Origin of the sequence: Bradyrhizobium sp. 604_D8_N2_3 (assembly GCF_051810765.1) — a bacterium.
Lineage (GTDB): Bacteria > Pseudomonadota > Alphaproteobacteria > Rhizobiales > Xanthobacteraceae > Bradyrhizobium > Bradyrhizobium barranii.
Genome location: NZ_JBPWPM010000001.1, coordinates 6,419,955 through 6,445,262 on the forward strand (window position 1 = coordinate 6,419,955; position 25,308 = coordinate 6,445,262).

The following is a 25,308-nucleotide window of genomic DNA, read 5'->3' on the forward strand; positions in this document are numbered from 1 at the left end:
TCTATGACTGAAACTCCCGAACAGCACCTGCCAGTTAGTCGATTTCCGACCCTGGAATAGCGGCTCGCGCAATGATTGCTCTTGTGCGCTCGTTACGCTTTATTGCCCAATGTTTCTGGGGGCGCTGGGCCATGGGCAATCAAGCTATCTATAGACCGCACATTGACGGGCTCCGCGCCATCGCGGTTTCGCTGGTCGTCTTGTTCCACGCCTATCCGTCCACCTTCCCGGGCGGGTTCATTGGCGTTGACATCTTTTTCGTCATCTCCGGCTACTTGATCACGGGCATTATTGCTCGGGACGTTGGCGCGGGCCGCTTCGATCTGGCTGACTTCTACGCAAGGCGAGCTCGCCGGATCTTCCCGGCGCTTCTGGTTGTGCTAGCCGCCGCACTGGTCCTCGGCTACAGGTTGATGCTTCCAGACGCCTATCGGCAACTTGGCATCGACACGGCGGCGAGCGCGGCGTTCTCTGCCAATATCGCGCTCATGATGCAGTCCGGCTACTTCGACGTGGAATCGGCGAAGAAGCCGCTTCTGCATTTATGGTCGCTCGGCATCGAAGAGCAGTTTTATCTTTTCTGGCCATTGGTTTTAATTGTATTTGCCCGCAAAGGCCTGAGCCTGTTCCGGGCATCGCTGTTCCTCGGTTTGGCTTCATTCGCGCTAAATTTGGCGGTGATCGGCAATCACCCCATTGCGGCTTTCTATCTGCCGCTCACCCGAGCCTTTGAGCTTTTCGCGGGCGCAACGCTTGCTTTGGGCTGTCGCGAGGCCTCGGAAGGGCGATGGCAGGACATTCGAGCACTGGCAGGCGCACTGTTGATCGGCTGCACGGTGGCTCTATTCGATAGCGCCACTCCATTTCCTGGGTGGCGGGCTGCGCTGCCCGTTATCGGAACGCTGCTTGTGCTTTCGTCTCCCGGCGCGTGGGGTTGCCGAGTCATTCTTGCCAGCCGACCGATGGTGTGGGGTGGTTTGATCAGTTATCCGCACTACCTCTGGCACTGGCCGCTGCTTGTCTACTTCGCGATGATCAAAACCGCCTCACTGACCGAAATCGAGCGTGGCCTAATCATCAGCCTCAGCGTGCTGCTGGCATGGGTGACCTATCGGTTCATTGAATCTCCAATCCGGTTCGGCCGCAGCCAACCGCTCAAGACTGGCGGCCTAGTCGCGGGGATGATGGCAATCGCGGCCGCCGGTATAATTGTGGTTCGATCGGATGGCTTTGACACGCGGTTGCCTCCGCAGGTCCGAGCGATCGCTTCCATCCGCAAGGATGGCTCTGGCTGGCGAGTCGGCGAATGCCTTCTCGATCTAAGTCAAAAAACAGATTACGCCGAAACGTGCGTCGATCACGGCAAGCGCCCCATGGTTTTCCTATGGGGCGATTCGACGGCCGGTGCGCTTCTGCCTGGACTGCGCCAAGCCCAAGAAACGCGCGAATTTGGCATTGCGCAATTCACCGCCAGTTCTTGCATGCCTGCTTTGGACGCAGCCCTGAACTGCCGCGAGCACAATGCGCGGGTGCTCGAAATCGCAGCGAAGCTAGATCCGGAGGTAGTGCTGCTCCATGCCTACTGGGGCATAAACTTCGATGGCATCGCCGATCTGGTGCTAGCCATTAAACGGCGCACTCACGCTCGTGTCGTGGTGCTTGGTCTAGTACCCGTGTGGCGCCGCGGCCTCCCCCAAGAAGCGATAATGCACTATTTGCAGCACCAGGAACTTCTACCGGACAGGACGAGGGAAGGTCTTTCCACAAATTGGCAGGATGCGGCCATGCGTGCAAAGCTAGAGCCGCTTGGGGCGGAATTCGTTTCGGCTTGGGATGCTCTTTGCGATCCTCGGGGATGCCTGACGCGGCTTGGACCAACGGCGGCCGATCTCACCTCGAGCGATGCAGTGCATCTCACTGACGGCGCGTCTATTCTTCTAATGGCGACGGTGATCGATAAGGTGCTTTGGGGTCCACGAGCGCTAGCCTATTGACCGCTTGGGCTCGGTCCGCTTCAGCCCTGCGAAATCCAGCGGCTGGCTCCCTGCCCGACTCGCTCGTAATCTTGGCCATGACCAAGGCAGAGTACCGAGCGGCCGCCAGGGCCTTCCGCTCCGCGTTGGAGAGCGGACGTTTATGAGTACACGCCCTAGTCGGCGGCTTGCGAGTTCGACGGTTATTGCAGGGGCGCGCCGTTCTCGGCCATACATTTAAAAGCGCGAACGGGAACGTGCCGCATGTCCTTATTCGACCCCGCTGGCTTTTTCGGATGGAGGCTGTTCGATGGCCCGCTTAATCGATTGAGCTACGATGAAGGCCGAACGCTCGTCTAGGTGAGCGTGATCCGTGAACCGCAGTTCCTCGGTCGGATATCGCAGCTGAAGCCAATGATCCTGCCGAACAGCATCATGGGCTGCCGACCGTGTAACCTCTGCCCAGTGAGACGCGGCGATCTTTTCAGGCAATGGCATTTCAAAGAGGAAAACTTTCGAGCCTCTTTCCTCGAGAGCCGAAACCAGATCGGGCAGTTCCTTTGCATCTTCCCGAATAACGGTATCTAGATCACTGTTGCTGAACACCTTCGCAGCCTCATCGATGGCCGCAGCGTTGTTGTAGCCCTGAGGCGCCAAGTCTAGCAGCTTGGAGTAATCAATATAAGTTTGAGCTGCCGAACTCGCGCTCACGACGTACGCCACCGCCGTCTGAATCGGTCTGAAGAAGAATTGGTCGCGTGGCTGCGAGTATCGCTCCAGCAGTGGTTTGTTTAGTGGGCGGCTGAGCAAGTTCGATTCGACCAGCACTAGCCGCGGCACAGCCGCGCTCCGTCTGACAATCTCAAGCCCTGTGAGCGGAGAATCGCCAGGAAGTGCCAAGTTGCTGACCCTCAGAGGACTAAAATAGCCTTCAAGTAGTCGGAAGGTGAGAGAGCTTCCGACGAGAAGGACGTCTGGCGTGGGAGAGGAACGGTATCGGGTGATGATCCGGTCCGCCTCGTCAGCCACGGTAGTCGGAGGCAGGGGAGGCACGCTCTTTGCTGCCGGAGCTAAGACCACCGAAAAGGCAATCATAGCTGCGGCCGTAGCGCCAGCCGACATCATCCAGCGATATGTGCGGCGGGCTGAGTCAGAACTGGAAATAGATGAATGCACTATCAGGTCCACTTTCGAGAAAGGCCATCGCAGCCATTCCGCCATAGAGCACGGGTTCGAAACGGTACCCTATCCGCTTCAAAAGCGTGTGCACAGGTATGACATGCTGAATGATTACCGGTGCGGCGTAAAGCAACGCGAGGCTACGCACTATATGCCCCTGTCCCGGATGGGCGTTTTTATAGAACAGGCCGGCGATATAGCTCGCAGCATGCTCGAAGTTAGGCAGCTTGAAGAAGATCCAAAGCATTGACACGCAAAACAGCACGACCACGATACGAGCGGCCGTGAGAATGCGGTGCTGAGCTTTGACTAGCGGCAGAAACGGGCGCTCCACGGCTAGCAATAGGCCGTGCATCAGCCCCCAGGTGAGATAGCTAAGGCCCGCGCCGTGCCAAAGCCCGCCTAGGCCCATCACCACGATCAAGTTGGCGTAGGTTTTGATAGGGCCGCATCTGTTCCCGCCGAGCGGTATGTAAAGGTAGGTCCGAAGCCAGCTTGACAGCGAAATGTGCCACCGAGTCCAGAACTCGGAGAATGACCGCGATATATAGGGCCGATCGAAGTTGAGCGGCAAACGATAGCCGAATAGCAGCCCGAGCCCCAAAGCGATCGAGGAATAACCGAAGAAATCTGCATAGATTTGCGCGCTGTACAGCCCGACCATAATCCACTTGTCTGTTCGACCAAGCAGCTGGAAGTTTGGGAAGTCCATGAACGCCGTCAGCGTGTTCAGGTTGTTTGCCACATACAGCTTGAAGAAATACCCGATCACGATCCACTGCACGGCCTCGACCAGGGGCACAGTGGCCCAGACCTTCGGCTGAATCTGCGGCATGAAGTTGTTGGCCTGTGTAATTGGGCCCGACACCAACTGAGGAAAGAAGATGATGTAGAGGAAAACATCTCGCAGCGGCGGTGCCCGGTCGAGCCTACGGCTCAGATCGACGAGCAAGCTGATGTTGTGGAACACGAAGAACGAGATACCGATTGGCAGCGGCAGCTTGACTAGGAAATCCAGCCATCCGATGCCGGAAACAGCCGGATGGGACGCGTCAATGAATAGGAACTTGTATTTGAAGAAGGCCAAAAGCAGGAGGTTGAAGACAATCCCGAGCGGCAGCCACACCGCCCTGTTTGCGATTGCCAAGATGAGGAATGCGTAGGTTCCGAGCACAGCGGCTGCTAGAAGCAGTAGCAGTTCCGACTGTCCGTACCCGTAGAAGAACAGGCTGGACATGACGAGAAGTTGGACCTGCCACCGCGCCGCCAGCGGCAGGTAGTAGATCGCGAGCACGAGAACGACAAAGACACCGAACTGCCAGGACGTGAAGGTCATCGGAGTCGTCGTCTAACAGAGCGCCCTGCAATCGGATAGTGCAGGCGGACACGTGAGAATGAGCAGGCTCGAAGCGGATTTCCTGATCTTGGTTGGGGACCAATTTGGGGACTAATGGCGAATAGAGAAGAATATCCCTTTATTTTCAATAGTTTGATCCACCGCAATGGCGGTGAGATGACTGGCGATCGAACCGCGCTGCACGCCCAAAACCACAAGTGCGGGTGAAGCAGCTCGGCCTTGGGACGAAGAATCAGGTAGTCGATCTGCATGAAACTCGCCGCCGAACGTGCCTTTGCCGCTCCGGAAGCCGCCGCCCGCAAACTGGTCGAGCTCGCGAAGACCATTGAAGCCGTCCAGGACGGTCGCATTCACATCGAAAAGCTCAACGCTCCGTTTCTCTACACGCTCAAGGCCACCGGGTTGGAGTTCGGCGCTGGCATCAAGCATGCAGTTGAGAAGGGCTGGCTCGAGCTGCACGAGAGCGGGACCTACGTCCGGCTGATCGACACCAGCGCAAAAGCGGCCCCAGCAAAAGACTAAGTTGCCGGGGCCGTTTGGAGGTTACCTTGGCGGTAATGTGGGAAAAACCGGGAATCGGTTCTGTCCGCTTTTGACGGAACCGATCGCAATGAAAGACATGCAGGCCCAGTTGGAAAAGCTCCGCACGGATGCTGCCGAGTGCGCCTTGATCCGTGATCTGGCAACTGAACCCAAGAAGCGAGACCTGTTCACCAAGCTGGCCGAGCATCTGACCCTGGCCGACGAGGTTGAACGCGCCATCGCTGCCGTGGTGCCTGAGCGGAAGCGGAAGGAATGACCGAACGAGGCTGGGGTCGGCGTTTCGAGGATCCGATCAGGATCGGTGATCGCGTACTGGTGACACTACTCGACGCCGGCGAGTACATCGCGGCACTGCCTAAGAAAGAGCACGCCGCACCGGAATGGCAAGCCGCGATGCAAGCGCTGATCCTGGTGGCGGAAGGTGGCGGCTCGACCATGTTTGCCCGCGTCGGCATCATGCGGGCATTGAACCGCCACTACGTCCCTGAGCTTAACCCGAAGGGCAAAGAACCGCATTGGGGGCGGCGGAAGCTGAAGAGGGATCAGTAAAGAAGCCGCAGGTGTCCTGCATCCTAGTGCAACCGCTGGCGCAACTTCCTAATGATCTCCCGGAGGCCGGCGGCGTACTCCTCGATAACCCGGCGTGCCTCTTCCAGGCGAGAGGGCCTAGGATGATCCTTCACCTCACTCTGTTCATCGGGCTTCGTCATGACGCCCATGGCCCGAAACGGCAGGCGCCGACCGTTGAGCTAGATCAAATCAGGCCACGGCGCTCGGAAACAGGCCACTACCGCACAATGGGAAAAGCCGCAGCGTGGTTCCAGCCCCCACTGCGGCATTCCCGGAATAACGAAAAAACTTGGTGCTCAAATCGCGCCGGTGTTCCTTCAGTAGAACACCCCGTTCCGAAAATGGAGTCCGGACAACTACCGGAATCCGGTTTTCTACGTATTGTCACTTGGAGGGCCGACATGGCACATATCGATTCCAGCCCCAACTGCTCCCGGCTGCCGATCCAATTGCGGATTAGAGCGCCGGGAGTGTGCCAAGGGCTCGTCGGATGGTTTTCACACGACCCCAGCGAGGGCTCCAGGTCGCTCTCGTCGTGCTCGAGATCATCGGCGCCGATGTTCTGCTCCAGCTCAGTATCATCGATTGGATGGTCATCGACCTGATGGCGCGCCTCAATGCTTCGCCCGCACTTTCACAGTAAACCGGCGGGCCTTTGATGTTGTGGGCAATCAACCGTCTGCGAGTCCGTCAGCAGGTCCTTGGTGATAAGACTTCTCGCCTCGGGAGGGGGATTCGTATGCTCAAAGAGAACTGGCGCGTAATTTTGGTGACGCTGCTTGCGGTCAACCTCGTCTTCATGGGCCTCCTCGAATGGCAGAGGCTCGCGATATGGCGGACCGAGCAAGAATATTTTACGCGGATCCAGCAACCATCAACCGAACGATTTGACTTCTTGGCCAAGGAATTAGTTGAGACCAAGAAGAACGAAACGATGTATCTGGACCTCATCTACAGGGGACTGTCCGGATTGAACGATCGCATGATCAAGGTAGAAAAAGCTACCGAAGAAACCCCGGCCAACGTCAGGGAAACAAGAGCAATTCGGGCCGATTTGGACGCGTTGAGGGCTGCGGTGGAGCGAACTGCCACCGTAAAACCCTAGTTGTCCAGCGGCACGAGATGGAAACGGCTCTGGCTGAGGATTTAGAGGGCTCAGCGCCAAAGGTGCCGCCGGGACATAGTATTTCGAGCCCAGCGGCGTATTTGCGCGGCGCCTTGGCGCGCCCGTGCACACACGCGTTGCTCGATCAGGGGTTGTGGTGGTGGGATCTTATCTTTTGGGGCTGAGGTAATTTCGATGAAGTTTTCAATTGGGGACGCTCTGTTCCTGATTCTGATCTCTGTTGCGCTTGCAATAATGATCTTCCCCATGCACCCAATTGCCTATGCGGCATGCAAAGCAGTGCAGCTTTGCAGCCCACCACAGCTCAATACGACGGCAGATTAGAACGGCGCGCACCTCGTTCTGTTCTTTCGGAGATGCGGGTAAGATTTGGCGCAGCATGGGAAGCGGAAAAATGGATGATGGCGGTTTGCCCTCAGCATCTAGCCTGCCCTCCGAAGCTGCCCGTTATGAAGAATGGATCGCGGAGACCACTTGTGCAGATCAAGCTTCCGGAGACAGATCTCAAATCAGTCCAAAGCCTCGACAGTGTTGAACTTAGAGATGAGGACGGAAGGCAGATCGGACAGTACTTGTTTGGAAAGGGCCGAGGGCGGATCGTTTTCTTATTCGGGAAATATAGAGGCGCGTTCAAGACCCACGCTGAATGTCAGGCTTTCGTCGACGGCGTTCTCGCGGTGATCAACTATCAGATTGGTGGCCAGAGCCCCCAATGACAAGTAAGAAGAAAAACAGAAACCGACCAAGAACGTGAGACTGGAAAAAAGCATCGACAGTCCACCTGCGCCTGTGACTTCCGTGGCGCTGACCACGGTCTTGGTTCTTAAATATTGCTCTGGGGCTTGAACAAGAGCGCGGTAAGACCGTTGCCGCGCGGGAGGAGCACCATGGCAAACGCGCTTGTTGTACACAAGGACCGGCTGCCTCAGTCGCAAAAGATGCATCGGGCTGCGCAATATGTCCGAATGTCCACCGACTACCAACAATGAAAACCTGGCCGGTGGTAGGCGCGACGCATGAGCAACATCGCCGGCTTCTGAGGCTCAGACGTGTCGCGACCGTCCTAGTGCGCCTCGTAGTCTATATCGAGTCAGCTTTCGTTTCCGTGCCAGGTCTCGTTCGGCCGTTCGGAACGGTGACGCTGCTCAAATCATGGCTCGGACTGACCTGCCCCGGGTCCGCCATTCCCTCGTCGATCAGCTAATGAATGCGTATCTCGAGCGGCTCGGGGCAGAAGCGCCCGCTACGACCAATCGAAAAAAAATGGCGATCAACACGCTCGGCACAACAATCGCGGATGACCTTGCGACCAACCGACGGGCACGCCTGCGACTTCGGCTGCTTTTCCACACCCACGACGGGCAGTAGCTCGCGCGCATTCGGAGCTCCTACGATTGGGACTTGCATACATCGCCCTAAGAGGCGCGACATTCCCCGGGGAGGCGCGTCATCAAGCAAAAAAGCTCTGATTCCAGTCACGAACTAGCGACCGCACGCGCCAGCGACGACACGAAGATTTTGAACCTTTCTCGGAGCCAAGGCACTACCCTGATAATCTTGAGGGTACGGTTCTATGAGTGCTATCGATATCGTCGGCTGGGCTTTATTGGCAGCGGTGCTGGTGGCTACGCTGAGCACAAAGAAAAGGCCGTTGGGTTGAGCGCCTGCCTTGCTTGAAGCGTTACCAGGGAAGTTTTGCGATCTCGTACGCAACGAACGCCAGAATCGCAATCCAAGCGAACGACACGCACCAAGATCTGAGAGATACGTTCACCATACCATCCCCAAAAAAGGCAATGACGCTCCCCTGCGAGATCGATGCTATTCCGTTCGCCCGCAGGTTGATGTAGCCAAGCCGCAACACCCAGCTCAGATCTCTAGCAAAAATTCCTTATTATTACTAAGCGCTTACCGGGAACTAAATGCACGCTAGCGTGCACGGAGTGGAAGAATAAATCCACCAGGCCAGGGAAAGGGCGGGGATGGTGGGCCGCCAACGAGAGCCGGAGCTTCACTTCCCCACCCCCCGACAGGCAGCTCGCGCAAGATCCGCGCCTCCAGTGTGAGCCGATTTTCTCGCCCGGCTCGTGCATGGTAAATCAGGCACCTTCAGGGGGGGACGACGATTTGCCACGGCTTAAGTTTCTCGATGGCTTACGCGGATGGGCAGCTATTTTTGTGCTGCTCTATCACGTCTTTTGCGATGCAATCCCGTTTGACGACAGGGCCGCGGCGTTGCTTCAGTTGTTCCTGCCCTTCAGCGGGATCATGGCAATCTTCATATTTTTCGTCGTGTCTGGATTTTCGCTCTCGGTCGATTATCTCGATCGAGGCGATCTGAAGTCGTGGGTAAGAATTGTAGCCGGCCGCTACTTCCGCCTGACGATCCCGATCTTCCTGGCCTGCTTAGTGGTCCATCTCGCAATGATTGCGGGAGCAATATCACCAGGTGAGATCAGGCACCCGAAATTCCAGCAGGGTTTGGCTTTTGCTCCGACCTGGCAGCACTTGTTCTACTTTTCCTGGTACGGTGTCTTCTTCGACTATCGCGACACTTATGTCGGTCCGCTCTGGACAATGCGGTACGAGCTATTCGGCTCGTTCATTGCGCTGGCGGGTGTCATCGCCTTGCGGCGTGCCCCTGCACGGATCTTTTGGTTCAGCGCGATCGCCGTCATCTTAAGCTTGGTGTTGGACGACTATTGGCGGATGTTGGCGCTTTTTCCCGCCGGCTGCGTCCTTGCGGACCTTCATCTCAGGGGCTGGCTCAATACCATTCCTCGTCCCGTAGGATGGCTTTTGATCTTGGCCGGATTCCTGAGCGTTCCCTTACGCTCCTGGATCGGATGGGAGCTCGGCGTTCTGGCATTGGTCGTGGGATGCGTTTGCCTTGACTCCGCGCGCACCTTGCTAGGATCGAAGACATCGAGACTTCTCGGTGATATCTGCTACCCGCTCTACCTCATCCATGGCCCTGTAATCTGGCTCGTGGGGGAGCCCCTGCTGAGGCGTGCGAACGGCAGCATCATGGCTGGTCTGGTCATCGACATTGCAGTTGTGATCCTCTCGCTGCTTGCCGCTGTCCTGTTCCTTCCGGCAAACAACCTGGCAATCGTTGCAGCCAGATGGATCGGTGCACGCGCGGCAAGCTTCGCCGAGCCGCGGCAGCCCGCTAGAATCACCAGCAGCGATGGAACCGTTTTTGCCCCGACGCGGACTGGCCCGCCAGCGTGAACCGGCGCCCACCCGTAAATTTCCCAAGGTCAAAAGAAAAACCCGCCGACCTTGTGAGCCGGCCGGGAGTTTATTTGGACTGTAGATTGCGACCAGGGATACCGGCCGCGGCTCGGAGCCTGTTCGAGCTTAGACGGACGCGCGAGCCAATCATGCGCGGGATGGGCGTGCGGGGGTCTTGGTCTATTGCGCAGACTACCGGTGGCGCCTGCGTTCAGCTCTAGCATCGAAATAGATGACCACCGCGAACGTGACGCCGACAACCAGAACGGCGACAACGCCTGTAATTAGTAACATGGGATCCATAGCCGGATTAATATTTCTAGGCGTCCGGCACGGGGTCAACTCACGAATGATTAGCGCAGGCCCATCAACGTGAACCGGCGGGTCAGCGCTTCGCCGCGTTGCCAGCTAATTCCATCGCGAGATCTAGGGCTGCGATTCCAACTTGGTCGGTCGGACGAGATCGACAGCGCTGGTCCATCCAAGCAATTATCGCTGTAAAGTCACCGCCTCCAACAATTTCTCTATCGCCGCTAACATTCAGGCCACTGATGAAGCCTACAACCCAGGATTCGAAAGCGCCCTTTACTACCGCATTCTTGGTTCTGTTCGTCCAAGCCGAGCACGACTGCGAGCCGGCACCCACGATGGTGGCGCCGGCGCGGAGCGGATTGGTTGGCAGTAGTAGCAAGGCGACGACCGCCAATACCCTCATCGTCAGAACCGGTAAGCTGGATGTAGAAGACCAGCCTACAGATCTAGGTCGCTCTTGTCAGCCGCAGTAGACAACCCGAATGCTGGCCGCTGCCGGGCGCACAGTGCTGCCGAAGAAGGAGCACAACACGACGGAGTGGCGAGCGGCGATGGAAGCCTTGTTGCTGGCACTTGAGCGCGGCGGCCCGACGATGTTCGCCCGGATCGGCATCATACGGGCATTGAACCGGCACCACGTTCCAGAGTTCAACCCGAAGGGAAAAGGGCCGCATTGGGGCCGGCGCAAGCTCAAGAGGGATCAATGACCGTCTTCGCATACGTAAACATCGCCAAATAGGTCGGCGACGTCGACCACATCAAGGTCTTTGCGACGGTCGACGCCGACCGGTCGCGGACTTGCTTGCTCAACCTCCTAATCATGCAAAACCGGAAGCATACGCCAGAGGCTGCGCAATTGTCGGGAGCGCACTTGTCCTCAGTTCTTAATTCGCATTCAACCCTGGCAGACTGAACAGCAAGAAGAACGAGAAACGGCGAGACGGCCGTCGCGAGGACCGGATCGGGATTCGCGAGTTCCTGAAGCTGGATCACTTCACCGAGCACGACCTGCGCCGCACCGCTGCAGCGCTCGCCAGGCGCGCTGGCGCACCACGGCCGGACGTCAAGGCGATGCTCGATCACATCAACGGCGACGTCACTGCGATCTATGACAAGTACGATATATGCTGGATGAGAAGCGCGCCGTCGTGGTTACGCTCGCCGCTGAGCTGCGCCGCGTGATCGGAGACGCTGGCCCACTAGGCTACATGCCGAAGGCGGGCCCAGGCGCCTCCTCTTCCGTCACGCTGGTGGCCGCGGACCGCGCGCGCTCAATCAACTCACGCTGACTGACGTACTCGCCAGATGCCATTCGGCGCTCAGTCGCGATAGTCCACGCGATGTCCGCCTGCCAGTCCAGAATCTCCTTGTCGACCAGCGGCACGCTCCAGGCCTGGGCCTTCCAGTCCATCGTCATGGCCTCGTCGCGGGTCATCGAGCAGCAATACGAAATGAAGGGCTCGATTACAGCTACCAGATCAGCGTAGCTCTGCTTCACGTAGCCGCGCTGTCCGGCGAACTTCTTATCAGCCCATTCACGCCAGTTGCGCTCGCCCTCAGCGAAAAACTCCGGATGAAAGACGGGGAGCTTTTCGCTGTCCAGGTCCGGGATATCCGTCAGGCGGTTGCCGAACGTGCGCTTGAAAGCCTGCTCGGTATCATGGCCGTCGAGATCGCACTTCTTCATGATGAGAGCGACATCGTAGAAGTCCTTGTAGAGGCTGGTGTGCGTGCCGAGCGAGACAATGGCGTGCACCTTCTCCGCGAGCATCGTCTCGGCGTTGTAAGCCATGATCTTCGCCGGCGCGTGGCCGTCGAGGACGGTCGGATAGGTCATCATGACCGGCTTCGGCGTGCAGACGTGGCCGTGGCTGATCTCCAACTTGAACTTCAGGCGCATATTACCGATGCGGGCCTCACAGGTGATCTGGTGACCCGGCTCGTCAGCCTTGGTGTTGATCGATTCCACCTTGAGCGTGTCGAGGTTGAACGTCATTGGATCGGCATCGGAGGGCGTAACGGAGGCGATCGCCTTGAACGCCTCGATCGCCTCCTCGCGCGTGAGCTTGTCGATCGCCCAGACGTCGATGTCGGTGGTGGTACGCTGGTGATCCTGCGTCACACCGATCAGAGCCATCGCGCCCTTCAGCACGAGGCGCTTGTTCCAGACTTCGCACTCACCGAGGCGCACCAGGACGCGCTCGAACACGTAGCGCGTAGCAGCAGCCTGGTGAGACACCTCCATCGAACGGGAGGCATTCACGAGGCGGGAGACGGCGCATCCACCGCTCACCATAGAGCGCGCGGCCAGCGTCGACGACGCGCTGTTCGCGCCCGCCGAGCGGACGGCGGTAGCCCTCGCGGAGTTCCAGGATGCCGTTGATGACCGGCATAACGGGCTTGTTGGTGTGCAGCATGGCTCTTCTCGATCTACACCCGATAATCGGGAACAGACCTGCAAGTCGCAAGAAATGATTCGATTTCAGGGACTTGAGCCCCTATCTCTCTCACAATGGGCGGCGTTAGCGTAGCAGGATCCCGGACCTGACGGCCGTCGAGGGAGTAGTTCCCCTCGGGCCGATGCCTGGTTCATCGCCCCTCAACTCGCGACGCTGAAGCCGAAGCCGCCGGCTGGTGGCCGCTGGATCCACGAGATCAAGTTCGACGGCTACCGCAGCCAATTGCACGTCTCGGACGCCGGCACCGAGATCTTCACCCGGAAGAGCCTGAATTGGACCAAGCGTTTCACCGGCATCGCGGCGGCCTACGCCTCGGCCGGACTCGGCAGCGCGATCGTCGACGGCGAGATCGTCGTGGCCGTCAACGAGCGGACCGACTTCAGCGCCCTGCAGGCCGACCTAGCTGTCGGCAGGCAAGACCGCCTGCGCTTCGAGCCCAAGGGCGGCATACGGTTTGGTTCGAGTTGGACGACGGCGAGGCGCCGGCTTTCCGATGCATTTCCGAGATCGCCCGTTTGATTAGGCTACTTCGAGCGCAACGTCGCCCGCTGCCTTCTGGCCGCGGGCTTTTCTTTGCGTGCTGGCAGGGATGTAGCCACGCTCCGTTGACAAAAGGGTCACCAGATCATCGATTCTTTTTGTGCCATGTAATGGGGGAGCACATTTTCTGGAGTGGACGCGTAATTACGTACGCGTATGCAATTAGAAACCGAGCCGAGGCCAGAAATCCGATAGAAGCAAGCCCGGCTCCCGGCAGTAAGCGCAAGGCATCACAGACGAGCGAAGGGCTAACCGAAGCGCATGCCGGTGAACGGGCTTCCAGAAGCGCTTCGCGACGTGGGTTAGATAGCGAAAAGCAGCTCTTCCAGCGGCGTCAGTCGACGCCTCGTAACCAATTCAGACAATTCGAAAAATCGCGATCGCAATGTGTTCTACCGGTGTCTCACCGTTGCGATCGCGCCATTCCAATATTGGCAACCTGAATCAAGTCACGGAAGCACTCCGTCGAGCTTGGGCAGTCTGTAGGTGTCCTCGTCCCACTGCTTTCGCGCCGGAGCCGGCGCCGACAGCTGATCGTCGTCGAACCACAGCAGCGTCAAAGTTTGGTCCGACTGTCCCAAGTGCAGCGCATTTTCGAAGAGCTCTCCATCCCGCGCCAACTCCTCGAGGAATGAATCCGAATTGGCGTCTTCGGCTCCCGACGGCCTTTCACCGGCGCGAACACGGGCGCTGTAGCCATCTGTCGGCAACGGCGAACCTGGCCTGATCCACCCCTTCGCTTCGCAAAGCTGGGCAGAGCGGGCGCTGTACCGGACCTTGCCTTCCTCGGAGACGACGAAGGCGCACAGTTCGCGAGAAAAGGTCGCGAAACGCGATCCGGTGGAGATCAGGTATGCGTCGAACTCGTCCGCCAGGCCGCCGACCGGCGCCGTGGCGGGCACAATCTCACGCTGGCAGTTGGCTTTCTGATTGCATCGCGTTCAAACGCGCCTTCCTAGGGGGCGCTTATCCGGATGACCGCCGGCGGCTTCCGGACAGCCCGAGGAACGCCCGATTGATTGGGCTTATGCATAGCTCGATGGAACAGGTGGTCAGTATTCCCAGGCGGCCGCGGCCTTAGGTGGCGGCGCAGAGAAATCCTCGCGTTCTCCTCGCGGCTTTCAGCCTATTCGTCGTTCACGACCTCCTGGATGGCGTCGTCGGCGTCGACGCGTTGGCGATAGCGCTTGCAGACCAGCACGATCTGGTCCTGGCTGTAGCCCTGCTCGAGCAGGTCAAGCAGCATGCCGGCGATCAGGTTCTGCTCCTGCTTGTTCATCGCCGTGGCGAACGTCTCGTCGATCGCAAACTGGCGCAGGAAGCTGCGCAGCATCGCCATCGCCACGTCAACGGTTTCCGGCCGGCCCTGACCATCGTTCTTGCTGCGCCACTCCTTCGCGCGTGCACGAGCCTTCGCCTTTCCGACCATGCTGCACGTGGCCGAAACGACCTTGAACTATTCGGAGGTCCGCGAGGCTCTGGTCGAGCGTTATCAAAGCGTGCCCGTCGACTGAATCCGGTAACGGCAAGCACAGCGGCGCGCGGTGGTCTAGCATCGACTAGTAAGGTATCCGGCGCGCCCGCAAACCACCGGACATCCTCGATAACCAGTTGAAGCGAGGTGAGCGGCCGTGCACGAATGATATTTGCCACCTATGTTCCGGAAAACGCCATTCAGCCAAGAGACCTCGAACTATATTCCGCCGAGATCGGTCTCCAATTGCCGCACCAGCTTGCTTGGAGTTGTGCCAAGCGCCTTCGACAACCTGAATAGTGTGACAAGCGTGGGCGATTTTAAGCCACGTTCAAGCTGGCTCACGTAGGTTCGATGAATAGCCGCCCGGTCCGCAAGCTCCTCCTGAGAGAGTTGGGCGGATTGCCGTAGACTAGCGACCAGTTTTCCAAAGGCTATGTTGGGGTTTGTCACCCCGCGATAGTTCGCGCTTGAACACTAAAGGACTACAGACTATAGTATTCACATCGTGCGATTCCGGCTGGATCCGATCTTATGAGAGTACTCGCTATTTCGGATCTGCACTTGGAACGCCGGGCGTTAAACGAACTACCGTACCTGAGTGAGTCATTCGACGTGCTGGTCTGCGCCGGTGACATTTGGGAAGGCGAACCCCAAAAAGCTGTTCAGTGTGTCACGCAAATCGCGCGTGGAAAGCCCGCGCTAATTGTTCCTGGTAATCATGAGTTTTGGACTCATGAGACCGGTGGACACACCATCGCTGACGTCATCAAATTAATGCGTAATGAGGCAGATCGACAAAACGCCGAGGCTCGTCGAAAGGTTGTCACCGTTCTAAGCGCCGACAGTCCTACATACGAAATTGACGATACGCGCTTTATCGGGCTGACGCTTTGGGGGGATTGGGCTCAAGCCAGCCGCTGGATGTGGGGCCTGACAATGAAATCGAGTGGGCAGCCCGCGCGCGCGCTATCGCGGTTCATCCAAAGACCGGTCCCCGTGAGTATGGCGCGATCACAACCGAAAGAGGCAGATGGACCCCATATGATGCCGCAGCCGAGCATGCGCGGGAAAGGGCTATTCTCGTTGACGAACTCGTCTCTATCCACGAAGGCCCAACCGTAGTAATTACACACCACCCTCCTCTCGCTGCCTGCGTCGATGCATATCGAGGTGCTCGGCTTCCTTGGTGGGCACCCGCCTTCTACACATCAAACATCCTACCAACATTACCCGATCATGTCCGGCCTGAACTTTGGGTCTGCGGTCATGTTCATGCTCCCTACCACGTAGAATGCGGTCGAACCCGCGTAATCTGCAATCCCGTCGAAGGCGGCCACTTCGACCCTGAACTCATCATAGACATTTGAAGATGGCAGAAGACGAGCGAGTCTTTTCTCATGATAATCTGGACCTCGAAGAGGAAGGCATGCCTTCGTGCCCCGTGCCCGAAGATTGGAGAGCTGAACTTGTCTGGGTGCACTACAAGCTCTTCCAACCACCAGAATCTCATCCGGAGTTGGCTGAAGGTCTTCCCGACTGCGGAATAGGATGGCTCGGCATTCTCGATCGGCTCTGTACACAGCTCCAATACCTTCTCGACGAAGAAGGTAAAGGCAATACGATTAAGCTGATGCAGATCAAGGAGGAGCAAGGCCTCCTACGGGTTTCTTGGAATGGGCTACTTTCGCAATCCACCACTGCTAACGTGGATAAGCTGATTGAGCTCGCATGTGCGTGTTCAGCATGCACGTGTGAAATCTGCAGTGAGGAGGGTCGGCTCTACCGCCGCGGAAGTTACCTTGCAACCGCTTGCGACCTTCACGCTAAGGGTGAACGAGCGCCAATGAAGCCTGGCCTCGAGAACATTTACATCCGTCGAGGCGAGATCAACGGCAAGATTCAAATTCTGTCTTGCAGACGATACGATCCGAAAACCAACAGCTTTACCGATGTGTCTCCTGCGTCGTTAGGGCTGGAATGACAGCCTTCCATGTACGCGAAGCTGCAAACCTCACTTCCATTATTGGCGTTTAAGTTCTCCTGCAATTCGCGCAACTCCTCCTATGAGTTGCTGCGGTTCAACAATTCGTCGGATGCCGATGGGCGCTCCAAAGTCGTAATTTTCGATCACTGCTCAGGCTTCCGGTTGGGCAACGTTCAATCGGCATCGGGCCGAGCTTCCCGCATCAAACAAAGAAGGCGGAACAAATGCTGAGGATAACAATCGAATTGGTGCCTGGAGGCATTGAGTTGGAGAGCCGCGCCATCGCTTCGATGCAGATATCCAACGTAAGCGACCTCGCTGACTGCTCGGACTACCATGTCGAGATTACGGAGACCGCAAACCCTTTGACTGGCGACCCAGCGCGTAAGGCCGAGTGCATGGTGGTTGCGCACCACCGCAGACAGAGGGTCTGGGCCCTCTTGGAGAAGGCGTGTTGCGAATTACTTAAGGATCGCAACAACTCGCTAAAATCTTGAGAAGCAACATGCTAGGTTCGACAAGGTCAGTGTCATTTAAGAGCACAGCCGCAACATCGTAATCGTTTCGAAATGCCCCGAGAAGAAGATGCGAGGCGAGATTTGCGTCGCCGCCTTTTTCCTCGGTCTTGTGAACCTTGACGACGGCTGGCCGTGGCTGCGGAAGTTGATTGGCGAGCGGCGGACGGAGCGCTGGCGGGTGGACCAGGCCTGAGAATTTCTTTGCACTCAGAAAACTCCCCATGTGCAGAGAAATTTCAGGAATGGTAGCGAGCGCGTCGAAATAGACCTGCTGCCGGGCTGGAGCGAGCGGATCAACGCGGCGCGGTGTAGAGCGAACACTAATGATGATATTTTCCGGTTTGAGAAACTGGACGCAGAGCCGCTTGATGTTCAGCCATTTCGGATCGGGACGCTTTTCAAGCATCCGGTAATAAAGGTTGAAACCGTCAACATAAATAATGATCCGCATAGGCTCTCAGGGGGCGAGGCCCAACAGACAAAGCAAAGGCTGCTTCAGGTTTCCCCTCCGGGGCCCTTGAACCGACAGCACGCTGCCGGCGGGTACCCGAACACGACGGTCGACGACAAAGGCGAGCAACTGACCGGCGCCCGGTGCTACGTGCTGCACTTCGATGCCGGCAAACTGCCGCCGGTCGCGACCTTCTGGAACATGTCGATGTACGGAAGCGACATGTTGTTCGTCGAGAACGAGTTCGGCCGCTACAGCATCGGCAGCACCACCGACGGGCTCAAGAAAAACGCCGACGGCTCGCTCACGGTCGCGATCCAGAAGGACAAGCCGGCCGACACCTCGAACTGGCTTCCCGCTCCGGAGGGTGCCTTCAATCTGACGCTGCGGCTCTACGGACCGCAGACGCCGATCCTCGACGGTTCGTACCGGCTGCCTGCGGTGAAACGGGTCAACTGACCGAGCAGGCGCAGCCCCTGCGCCCGCTATACAAGGGGCTCATTGTTCGATCCGCGCGAGAGCCCGCCGCCCGCGAAAAGACGAGCGTGTCCGGGGTGGTCGAGGAATTGCTCCCGGGATGGCTGGAAGGGACCCACAAGCTCGAGGGATAGCCTCCTCTCGATCAAGTTCAACCGCATCACCCAAAGGAAAACCCCGCCGTCGCCGGTGGGGTTTTTTGTGTCCTGCGAAAGTGGAGGGCGTTTTTGTGGGGGCGTTTTATGCCCGTCGCCGCACCGATTCAATAATTCCGTGAACCGCTCTAGGTGCTCGGGCGGCGCAACGGCGGCAGGCGGGGCCAGGGCGCCTGCGGAGGCTGCTGGAGGCCCTCGCGTGGAGCAACCAGCTCAGACGCCGGCGAGGGCTCAGCGGCGGCCACCGGCGGTTCTTCGGCGGCCGGGGCGGCGGTGGACGGGTCCACCGCCGGCGGCGCCTGGTCAGCTTCAAGAGCAGCCTCCGGCGCCGGCTCGCCAGCCGGTTCGGCTGCCACCGACGGCGCTTCGACGCTCGGCAAGGCGGTGGACGGCAATCCTCCATCCGGCGGCGGTTCTTCGGCGGCCTCGACCTCGACCCGGTCATCAAACTGCTCGATGAGCTTCGCCAGCGTGGCTTTACTGACGCGACCGACATACCGCCCCTGCTTACCATTCCAGTTGACCCCCGCCGCGCGCAAAGCGCCTTGCTTTTGCTCGCTTGCGTTACGGCTAAGACGGACCTTCACCTTCACGCAATCCTGCTTGGTGCCAGCCTCGTCGATGGAAGCCTTGGTCTGGACCTGTCCGGCGGCGCGGATGCCCCGGATCAGCGCCTCCAGCTCCGCAGGAGGCAGCTCGCACACCCCCGCTTCCTTCAACCCGGCAAGCACCACCGCCTCACGTTCGCCCTTCGCGGCCGCGGTGTCGCGATCAAGCTCTGCGCGCTCCTCGCTGATACGCGCCAGCCTTGCATCGATGCGTTTGAGTTCGTTCTTCATGGGATCTCCCTCCGTCTACCGCCGTATCGGAGCACGACGTCCAGCAGGGTCAAAGCGAGAAGACGCCCAGCGGGGTGACATTTCGTGGAGTGGTGTGGATTGCTGCCGTCCACCACCGCGCGGCCGGGCAGGATACCTGCAAAAACTTCAAATTGCGGGGACGGCCGGCCTATGAGCTTGCGGCTTTCCAGGGCGGCTGCCCATTGTTGGCCTGCTGAATGCCAAACGCTCAATATGCAATCTTTGGAAGCTTAGTTTCTGATGGCGATCCCTTACGCCCGATTTACCATCGTGTCGCTGACCGAGTTGGCGGGCGCGACCACGAACGTCGCCTATATCCTTCGGGACCGGATCAACGATCCACGCCTCCCCGGAGGAGCTGTCGATTACATCCACCTCGCGGGCGACGTCAGCTACCAGGATGTCTGGCTGCCGGACGCTCACCTCGTCCGCCATTATGACAGCGCCTCTCTTGCACGCGCGATAGACAGCGCCGAGCTTAGCAAGGTGATCAAGCCCCTCGATGAACGCCAACGGCCACCGCAGGCAGGGTTTGCCCTCGTTGTCGCCCTGCCCGCACCGCACGAGGCGTCGCTTCACGAAGCTATCGAGATAACGCAGAGGATCGCATTACATGTCCGTGGATCGTCACGTCTGACGATCCACCTGGCGATCCACGAAGCTGGCACGAACCGCCACGCGCACTATCTTTTCTCCACTCGGCCGATCGACGCCAACGGCAAATTCGGTCTGAAGCAGCGCGATTTCGTGGCACGCGTCCGTCCTCGCGGCGATCAGGCCAAGGTCAAGGTAGAAGTCAAGGAAGGGATCCACTGGCCGAACCTTAGCTGGGAGACCCAGCAGGCATTTTTCGTCGAGCTTGGCACCGATCTCATCGTCGATCCCATTGCTCCCAGCCCCATGAAGCATCTAACGGACAGGAACGAGCTTCCCGCCGCGCGTCTCGACTACCGCAGCGCCAACATCGACATCATCAAAGGGCCGCCCCTCCTGCTCGTCGACGGACTCCTCCGTGGCCGATCCACCCTTCCGGTTGCCGCTGTGCGCCAACTATGCGGGAAATTCTTCGTGGACGGCGGGGACTCGCATATCGACCGCATCTTGATGGGCAAGGAAATCGTCACTTACGCCGATCTTCGCAAGCCGTCGACGGCCGCCTTCGTGACAACGAAGCCAGTCCACGATCTGCTGACGCTGGCCACCGAAATTCTCGATCAGCAGGGACAGAGCACAGTCGTCGCCGCCACTGGCGCCGATGAGCCCGCCGTCGTGGTGCAGATCGCCCGGCTGTGCGAGAACGCATCGGCTGACCGCCCCCTCCTCCTCGCAGAAGCGCTCTCCAACTGCGAGGCCACCGCGAATGTGCTTTCAAACCCGGAAACCCGGCTCCTCAGGATCGACGGGCTGGAATCAACGGCCATTACCGACGCGCTGGCCCTGCGGCCCGGACGCCCCGTGATCGTCCCCCACGCCGAGCTCATCGAAGACCAGCCGCTGGCTTCGTTGATCGTGGCCGCGAAAAAGGCCGGCTCCAAGCTCGTCCTCGGTCACGTTCAAGGCGCCCAGACCGGAACAGTGCGCCGCCAGCTCGCCGCCTACGCCGCGGACGTGCTGGCAAGCCCCGAAATTCCGGCGGAGCAGGACGCTTCGGATGTTGCCGGACGACTGCTCCGGGCCGGCCTCGTGCGGCACGCCGTCGAGCTGATGGTGCGCGGTGGCTTTATCGCGTTCGGCGATCGCCTTGACCACCGTCCGCACAAGCTGGAATTTATCGTGTGCGACGATCCAACGCGACTTGTCTCGACGCACAATGTTGCGCGAGGCGCCGACGGGCATTCCGGTCTTCACTACACTCCTATAGCGCCGTCGATCGTCCAGGACGCACTCTCTGTCGGCGAATGGTTCGTGACAACCGACAAGTTGGTCTCCAATGAGGCCATCGAATGCGGCGAGTTTTTCCAGATCGCCGCTATCGATCGGGCAAGCGGCGTAACTGACGTTATGATCTGGGACGAGCGTCAGGTGATCGACCTTAAGCTTGACCACGCCCACATTCAGCCGGCGGCAGCTATTTCCCTGAGGCAAGCCTTCGGTCTCACGGCCCCTGCCCAATTGACCATTGAGGCCACGGATCCGCGCCGGGTATGGGCTGCTCTTCTGCTCGCAGCGCGCTATAACGACGGCGTGAAGATTTTTGTCGATCCCCAGATCGCGAGAAACCAGCTTGAGCTTGTCGAGGCTGCCCGTCGGTCGCTGTTCGCCGCGCTCCCGCATCAACGGACACAATGTCGCGACGCGAACGCCGACGCGAGCATGCTGGGGGATCAGTTTTTTTGGGAAGAGCTGCCCAAGAACGGAAAGGATAGCACTCCAGCACCGATCATTGCATCGCAGGAGGTACGCAATCGGCTTGCATATAGCGCCTCCGCTCGCAGCGGCCTCAAATTGCTGCAAGACCTATGCAGCTCAAGAAATCCATCTTGCGGCTCCTTCCGGGAAAGGGCGCTGGACGCGTTCAGCCCTATCACCAAGGCATTTGTTCGTCACTACGCCGGTGAGGAAGTCGATGGATTCACCGCTCGGCACAAGCACGCGCAGAGCGATCCCGATGCGGACCTCGATCTGCCGCCTGACTTGGATGAACCAACGAACTGGACCATTTGGGAGGTCCAGCTATTCATCTGGGATTTGAGCAGCCTTGAGCTCGAAGTAAGACTCGGGCGCTTCCGCGACCTGCCGAATCCGCTTGTGCCGTGGCAGAAAGCAACACTCTGTCATAACGATCGTCGGCACAACCGTCCGGGCGAGCGCGACATGGGCTGACGATTCGATCGAGCAGCCTCCGGAACCGTTCGTTAACCATCGCGCTTCGCTACGAGAAGGAGACGGCGGAACACTCCTCAATTGACCTGCTTATCCTAAAAGCTCCGCATGAATTGTCGCAGGGTCCGTGACCAACAATAAGCCGCGCTGCCTTGCTCGGCAGCGCGGTTCGGGTACAAGCCGTGAGGAGACTTGGGCTTACTTGTTCGCGCTGGTGTTCCGGCTTCGGCGCCAACTCGGATGTCAAATGACAGCCGCCGAAATCGCCTTCGGGTCTATAGCAGACCTGCTTGACTGCAAGCGTGCTCGGCCCAAAGTCGGATTGTGCCGCGCCATGATAACCTTCTCAGAGCTCGGCGAACCCACCATCGACGACCAGCTCCGATCCGAGCATATAACTGGATGCGTCGCTGGCGAGGAACAGTACCGCCGCAGCAATTTCGTCGGCGTGTCCAAGGCGTCCAATCGGAATGATGCTGCTCGCGCCTGCGAGGTAGTCACGAAACTGCGCTTCGGTCCGTCCAGGATTTTCGGACTGTCCCACTCCCCGCAGGATAGGAGTGTCGATCAGACCTGGACTGATCGCATTGACGCGAATACGCCGGTCCAGCAGCTCCGCCGACAGGGTGCGGGCGAAAGAGCGCACGGCCGCTTTTGAAGCCGACAGGACAGCACGCCCCGACACCCCAACCTGGTTCAACCAGGCCGTGGTCATGATGATCGAGCCACCGTCTCGCATGATTGGCTCGACCGCTTGGTCGGGAAACGTTTCCACTCAGTCTTTTCGGCGCTCCCAACCTGGGTGGTCGAGTTCTACCCCCGGGCAGACCTCGGAATCGATAACCCTCGCATAACTGGTGTCGTGAAACCCGCCGAACCAAGTTCACCCTGACGTAGTTCTGCAGCACTTTAAAGATGACATTCTTTGCAGGACCAGGTGGAGGAATGCTTGGATCGTCGCGCTGCTCCTGAGATCTTTCCGGCTCGTAAGATGGATCGAGCGGGAAATTGAACCCCGGCTTCGGAAAGTGCTTGGCCAACTGCAGCAACTCTTCGAGCGCAATGGGTGGCGCGGCTTTTCGGAGGGAGACAAATGACTTGACGTTGGTCTTGAATACGGGCCTCTGGCCGCCCCAAGGCCCCAGCGATTGATCGATGTGCGCATAGACGCTGCCAGGCGTTACGTCGCCAACCAAGTTAGGTGGTTATGCCCTGGATCTCCGTGCGGTCGTTGCTGTAGCCCGGATTCCACGGACCTTCTTGCCCTCTTCCTTGGCACAGGCAATTTCCAATTTCTGGCCGGTCGAGTTGGTGGAGTTCTTACTCACAAGAACGATGACGCCGTCAGATCGGCGAATCCGAGTCCGCACCTTATCTTTCCAACCGCTGTCGTATGCCTCCTTCACCGACATGTCGATGAACTCGTACGGCGCGCGCGGATGTACCAGCCCGCCGGCTGAGTTCCAGCTAGATATGCAAGCGAGGCGCTCGTTACCAAGGATCGTCTGGAAACCAAAAATAGTTTTCGATGTGTCGGTCATAGGCCTGCCGAATATGTCGCAAATAGGTGGGACGATATCCGGACACGGCGGCGGAGCTCTGGCAACTGGTGGCAGCCCGTTCCCGGGGCGGCACCGATCTGCTCGCTCGCCTAGTGGACGAAAATCCCAAGGAGGCCTTCGTCGTGCTGGCGGGCCGGGCTCCCTCTCTGAACCGGAATCCGCTGGCTTGAGCCTTCAAGACGCCCAACCGATATCTTGTAGCGCGAAGCCCAAGGCATGGAGAGCAAGGTCGGCGTCCTCCTCGATTGGTTCGCGATCGATTACGCGGCGATCGAGGAATACGTCGACCGCGGCGTCGTTTGCGTGCTCGAAGGATGGAAACTCGCGCAACGCGGTAACCAGGGCTCTTTGGCACGGTGATTGCATCTGGATTCGATGTAAATTCAGCACATTGCGATGATTGCGTCGGACTGGATTACGCGAATGCCCGGAGGAATTTTGGCTAACGGATTTGTAGTCTGGTTCAACCAGTTCAAGGGTTACGGCTTCATAAGGCCCGACGGCGGAGGTAAAGACATATTCGTCCATATGTCTGCCGTCGAAGAAGCTGGTTTGCCAACGCTCATCCAAGGCCAGAGTGTGAGCTATGAACTCGTCTCCGTTGAAGGCAAGGTCACGGCCGGTCAGCTGCGCGTCGCAACCCGCGAGTCCAAGTCTGCAGAATGAACGCAACCTGGTGCCATCGACGGTTCGGATTCGTCTTACATCCGTCGATGCTGATGTTGAAGGTTGTCGATAAGGTCGTTGTAGCGACCGATAAGGTCCAGCAGCTCGCCCCCATGGTTCGACAGGAAACCGGCAATGCCGGAACTGACGATATCGACGGTCGCGTCCAATTGCGCAAATAATTCGCGCCGGGCATTGTCACAGTACTCCGCGACGTCTGCATCAGCGATCGACAACTCGCCCGGAACCCTCATCCTCTCGAACCTCGGCACTCCATGTCCTGGCAAAATTGCGAACCATCGATCGGCCGGCGCCTCTCGTTCGCTCAACCTCGTTCGGGGAGCGTCACCCACAGCTGCCGTTTCGACGTCGATAGAGAGCAGTTCAAGCGTTTCGTTGTGAAGCCGATCAAGCTCGCTCATGGAGTGATCGAACATGTTGCCCAACTGCTTGAGCTGCAGCCAGGCGAGCCGCAAATGCTGATACGGTGACACCTGATCATGGCCCCGCGAATAGTCGCCGGCAACAACCCGACAAACCATCAGATCGCCATACACGGTCCGCAGTTCGACAAGCGAAGCAAGCTCAGCCTTCAGGCGCTGATGAATAGTCAATATCCCTCCTCTCATCCGCTCCGTCACGAACTCGAATGACGGATCGGACAAGCGCATCAACCTTTCTCCGGCGAGTTCGATGATCGAAACGATCCGCTCGTCGATCTCGCTGGTCGTCAGCACACCCACCACACTGCTCATTCTCAGATCATCCGGCAACGCCGCCCGGCGCCTCGACACCTGGCTGGCCATCGGGCCTACGAATCCCCAGCCCGGAGCCTCTCAGGGTTCAACCGGTTTCGAAAGCCCAATCTTATGCTTGGTACCCGGGCAACGGGGCAAATCCGGCTTTGTGCCGGCGGCTGGGCGATCGACAGGATCCGGCCGCAAAAAACTGCGGTTCACCAGGATTTCGATTGAAGGCTGAAGACTTTAGCGGCCAAGCCCATGTCGGGCCGGCGTTATCGCCACACCAACGTCCCGGG

General features: G+C 58.6%; 28 protein-coding genes. 16 read left to right on the plus strand and 12 right to left on the minus strand.

Translation table 11 applies throughout. From position 1 onward, the window contains the following. Positions 1–131 precede the first annotated feature (131 nt). Positions 132–1,994, plus strand: coding sequence for an acyltransferase family protein (locus AB7245_RS30795; RefSeq protein WP_439035274.1), 1,863 nt, complete (start codon positions 132–134; stop codon positions 1,992–1,994). Positions 1,995–2,243: 249 nt separating this feature from the next. Here the strand turns inward: AB7245_RS30795 and AB7245_RS30800 are convergent, their stop codons facing one another. Beyond that, positions 2,244–2,813 carry a hypothetical protein gene (locus AB7245_RS30800; RefSeq protein WP_439035275.1) on the minus strand — a complete coding sequence of 190 codons (570 nt, stop codon included), beginning with the start codon at positions 2,811–2,813 and terminating at the stop codon, positions 2,244–2,246. A 310-nt stretch (positions 2,814–3,123) separates the two neighbouring features. Continuing rightward, positions 3,124–4,488, minus strand: a complete 1,365-nt coding sequence (locus AB7245_RS30805; RefSeq protein WP_354134183.1) for an MBOAT family O-acyltransferase — start codon at positions 4,486–4,488, stop codon at positions 3,124–3,126. Positions 4,489–4,758: 270 nt separating this feature from the next. Here AB7245_RS30805 and AB7245_RS30810 point away from each other — a divergent pair, with 270 nt between their 5' ends. The 5 genes from AB7245_RS30810 (at position 4,759) to AB7245_RS30830 (ending at position 6,727) form a co-directional block, all read left to right on the plus strand. Beyond that, the gene (locus tag AB7245_RS30810; protein ID WP_063983276.1) at positions 4,759–5,031 is read left to right on the plus strand and encodes a hypothetical protein; all 273 of its coding nucleotides are present in this window, start codon (positions 4,759–4,761) and stop codon (positions 5,029–5,031) included. Between the two features lie 88 nt (positions 5,032–5,119). Then, positions 5,120–5,308 (plus strand): hypothetical protein, encoded by a 189-nt coding sequence (locus tag AB7245_RS30815; RefSeq protein ID WP_354134184.1) that lies wholly within the window; start codon positions 5,120–5,122, stop codon positions 5,306–5,308. Then, positions 5,305–5,601, plus strand: a complete 297-nt coding sequence (locus AB7245_RS30820) for a hypothetical protein (RefSeq protein ID WP_354134185.1) — start codon at positions 5,305–5,307, stop codon at positions 5,599–5,601. Before AB7245_RS30815 ends, AB7245_RS30820 begins: the two co-directional genes overlap by 4 nt. Before the next feature lie 511 nt (positions 5,602–6,112). Further along, positions 6,113–6,265, plus strand: coding sequence for a hypothetical protein (locus tag AB7245_RS30825; protein ID WP_439035276.1), 153 nt, complete (start codon positions 6,113–6,115; stop codon positions 6,263–6,265). A gap of 96 nt (positions 6,266–6,361) precedes the next feature. Then, positions 6,362–6,727 carry a hypothetical protein gene (locus AB7245_RS30830; RefSeq protein ID WP_354134186.1) on the plus strand — a complete coding sequence of 122 codons (366 nt, stop codon included), beginning with the start codon at positions 6,362–6,364 and terminating at the stop codon, positions 6,725–6,727. Positions 6,728–7,353: 626 nt separating this feature from the next. On the opposite strand, the gene AB7245_RS30835 is transcribed toward AB7245_RS30830, so the two are convergent. After that, positions 7,354–7,560 (minus strand): hypothetical protein, encoded by a 207-nt coding sequence (locus tag AB7245_RS30835; protein ID WP_354134187.1) that lies wholly within the window; start codon positions 7,558–7,560, stop codon positions 7,354–7,356. Between the two features lie 340 nt (positions 7,561–7,900). On the opposite strand from AB7245_RS30835, the gene AB7245_RS30840 reads away from it, so the two are divergent. From AB7245_RS30840 to AB7245_RS30850, 3 genes are all read left to right on the plus strand, one after another. Beyond that, complete coding sequence (locus AB7245_RS30840; RefSeq protein WP_439035267.1) at positions 7,901–8,116, plus strand: hypothetical protein; 216 nt, start codon at positions 7,901–7,903, stop codon at positions 8,114–8,116. A gap of 723 nt (positions 8,117–8,839) precedes the next feature. Beyond that, entirely contained in the window at positions 8,840–9,982 is a 1,143-nt protein-coding gene (locus AB7245_RS30845) for an acyltransferase family protein (protein ID WP_354134188.1), read from the plus strand. 797 nt (positions 9,983–10,779) lie between these two features. Beyond that, entirely contained in the window at positions 10,780–11,004 is a 225-nt protein-coding gene (locus AB7245_RS30850; RefSeq protein WP_354134189.1) for a hypothetical protein, read from the plus strand. Between the two features lie 497 nt (positions 11,005–11,501). On the opposite strand, the gene AB7245_RS30855 is transcribed toward AB7245_RS30850, so the two are convergent. Further along, positions 11,502–12,593 (minus strand): nucleotidyl transferase AbiEii/AbiGii toxin family protein, encoded by a 1,092-nt coding sequence (locus AB7245_RS30855; RefSeq protein WP_439035767.1) that lies wholly within the window; start codon positions 12,591–12,593, stop codon positions 11,502–11,504. A gap of 385 nt (positions 12,594–12,978) precedes the next feature. Between AB7245_RS30855 and AB7245_RS30860 the strand changes: the two genes are divergently transcribed. Then, positions 12,979–13,275 carry a hypothetical protein gene (locus AB7245_RS30860; protein WP_439035277.1) on the plus strand — a complete coding sequence of 99 codons (297 nt, stop codon included), beginning with the start codon at positions 12,979–12,981 and terminating at the stop codon, positions 13,273–13,275. A gap of 470 nt (positions 13,276–13,745) precedes the next feature. On the opposite strand, the gene AB7245_RS30865 is transcribed toward AB7245_RS30860, so the two are convergent. From AB7245_RS30865 to AB7245_RS30875, 3 genes are all read right to left on the minus strand, one after another. Beyond that, positions 13,746–14,198 carry a hypothetical protein gene (locus tag AB7245_RS30865; RefSeq protein ID WP_354134191.1) on the minus strand — a complete coding sequence of 151 codons (453 nt, stop codon included), beginning with the start codon at positions 14,196–14,198 and terminating at the stop codon, positions 13,746–13,748. Positions 14,199–14,422: 224 nt separating this feature from the next. Next, the gene (locus AB7245_RS30870; protein ID WP_354134192.1) at positions 14,423–14,725 is read right to left on the minus strand and encodes a hypothetical protein; all 303 of its coding nucleotides are present in this window, start codon (positions 14,723–14,725) and stop codon (positions 14,423–14,425) included. Positions 14,726–14,989: 264 nt separating this feature from the next. Further along, on the minus strand, positions 14,990–15,223 hold the full coding sequence (locus AB7245_RS30875; RefSeq protein WP_038934759.1) for a helix-turn-helix domain-containing protein: 234 nt from the start codon (positions 15,221–15,223) through the stop codon (positions 14,990–14,992). Between the two features lie 81 nt (positions 15,224–15,304). Between AB7245_RS30875 and AB7245_RS30880 the strand changes: the two genes are divergently transcribed. Further along, positions 15,305–15,895, plus strand: coding sequence for a metallophosphoesterase family protein (locus tag AB7245_RS30880; protein ID WP_439035278.1), 591 nt, complete (start codon positions 15,305–15,307; stop codon positions 15,893–15,895). Between the two features lie 247 nt (positions 15,896–16,142). Further along, a complete protein-coding gene (locus AB7245_RS30885) occupies positions 16,143–16,754 on the plus strand; it encodes a hypothetical protein (RefSeq protein WP_439035279.1) in 612 nt (203 codons plus the stop codon). A 468-nt stretch (positions 16,755–17,222) separates the two neighbouring features. On the opposite strand, the gene AB7245_RS30890 is transcribed toward AB7245_RS30885, so the two are convergent. Continuing rightward, the gene (locus AB7245_RS30890) at positions 17,223–17,726 is read right to left on the minus strand and encodes a hypothetical protein (protein ID WP_439035280.1); all 504 of its coding nucleotides are present in this window, start codon (positions 17,724–17,726) and stop codon (positions 17,223–17,225) included. Positions 17,727–17,792: 66 nt separating this feature from the next. On the opposite strand from AB7245_RS30890, the gene AB7245_RS30895 reads away from it, so the two are divergent. Continuing rightward, the gene (locus AB7245_RS30895) at positions 17,793–18,185 is read left to right on the plus strand and encodes a DUF1214 domain-containing protein (protein ID WP_354134197.1); all 393 of its coding nucleotides are present in this window, start codon (positions 17,793–17,795) and stop codon (positions 18,183–18,185) included. A gap of 301 nt (positions 18,186–18,486) precedes the next feature. Here AB7245_RS30895 and AB7245_RS30900 read toward each other — a convergent pair whose 3' ends face one another. Continuing rightward, entirely contained in the window at positions 18,487–19,197 is a 711-nt protein-coding gene (locus AB7245_RS30900; protein ID WP_439035281.1) for a hypothetical protein, read from the minus strand. A gap of 261 nt (positions 19,198–19,458) precedes the next feature. On the opposite strand from AB7245_RS30900, the gene AB7245_RS30905 reads away from it, so the two are divergent. Next, positions 19,459–22,041 carry a MobA/MobL family protein gene (locus AB7245_RS30905; RefSeq protein WP_439035282.1) on the plus strand — a complete coding sequence of 861 codons (2,583 nt, stop codon included), beginning with the start codon at positions 19,459–19,461 and terminating at the stop codon, positions 22,039–22,041. 346 nt (positions 22,042–22,387) lie between these two features. Here AB7245_RS30905 and AB7245_RS30910 read toward each other — a convergent pair whose 3' ends face one another. After that, positions 22,388–22,816, minus strand: coding sequence for an SDR family oxidoreductase (locus AB7245_RS30910; protein WP_439035283.1), 429 nt, complete (start codon positions 22,814–22,816; stop codon positions 22,388–22,390). 430 nt (positions 22,817–23,246) lie between these two features. Then, positions 23,247–23,582, minus strand: coding sequence for a TIR domain-containing protein (locus AB7245_RS30915; RefSeq protein WP_439035284.1), 336 nt, complete (start codon positions 23,580–23,582; stop codon positions 23,247–23,249). Positions 23,583–23,819: 237 nt separating this feature from the next. Between AB7245_RS30915 and AB7245_RS30920 the strand changes: the two genes are divergently transcribed. After that, positions 23,820–23,963 (plus strand): hypothetical protein, encoded by a 144-nt coding sequence (locus tag AB7245_RS30920; protein ID WP_439035285.1) that lies wholly within the window; start codon positions 23,820–23,822, stop codon positions 23,961–23,963. 63 nt (positions 23,964–24,026) lie between these two features. Then, positions 24,027–24,269, plus strand: coding sequence for a cold shock domain-containing protein (locus tag AB7245_RS30925; protein WP_430642631.1), 243 nt, complete (start codon positions 24,027–24,029; stop codon positions 24,267–24,269). 35 nt (positions 24,270–24,304) lie between these two features. On the opposite strand, the gene AB7245_RS30930 is transcribed toward AB7245_RS30925, so the two are convergent. Beyond that, on the minus strand, positions 24,305–25,075 hold the full coding sequence (locus AB7245_RS30930; RefSeq protein WP_439035286.1) for a hypothetical protein: 771 nt from the start codon (positions 25,073–25,075) through the stop codon (positions 24,305–24,307). Positions 25,076–25,308 lie beyond the last annotated feature (233 nt).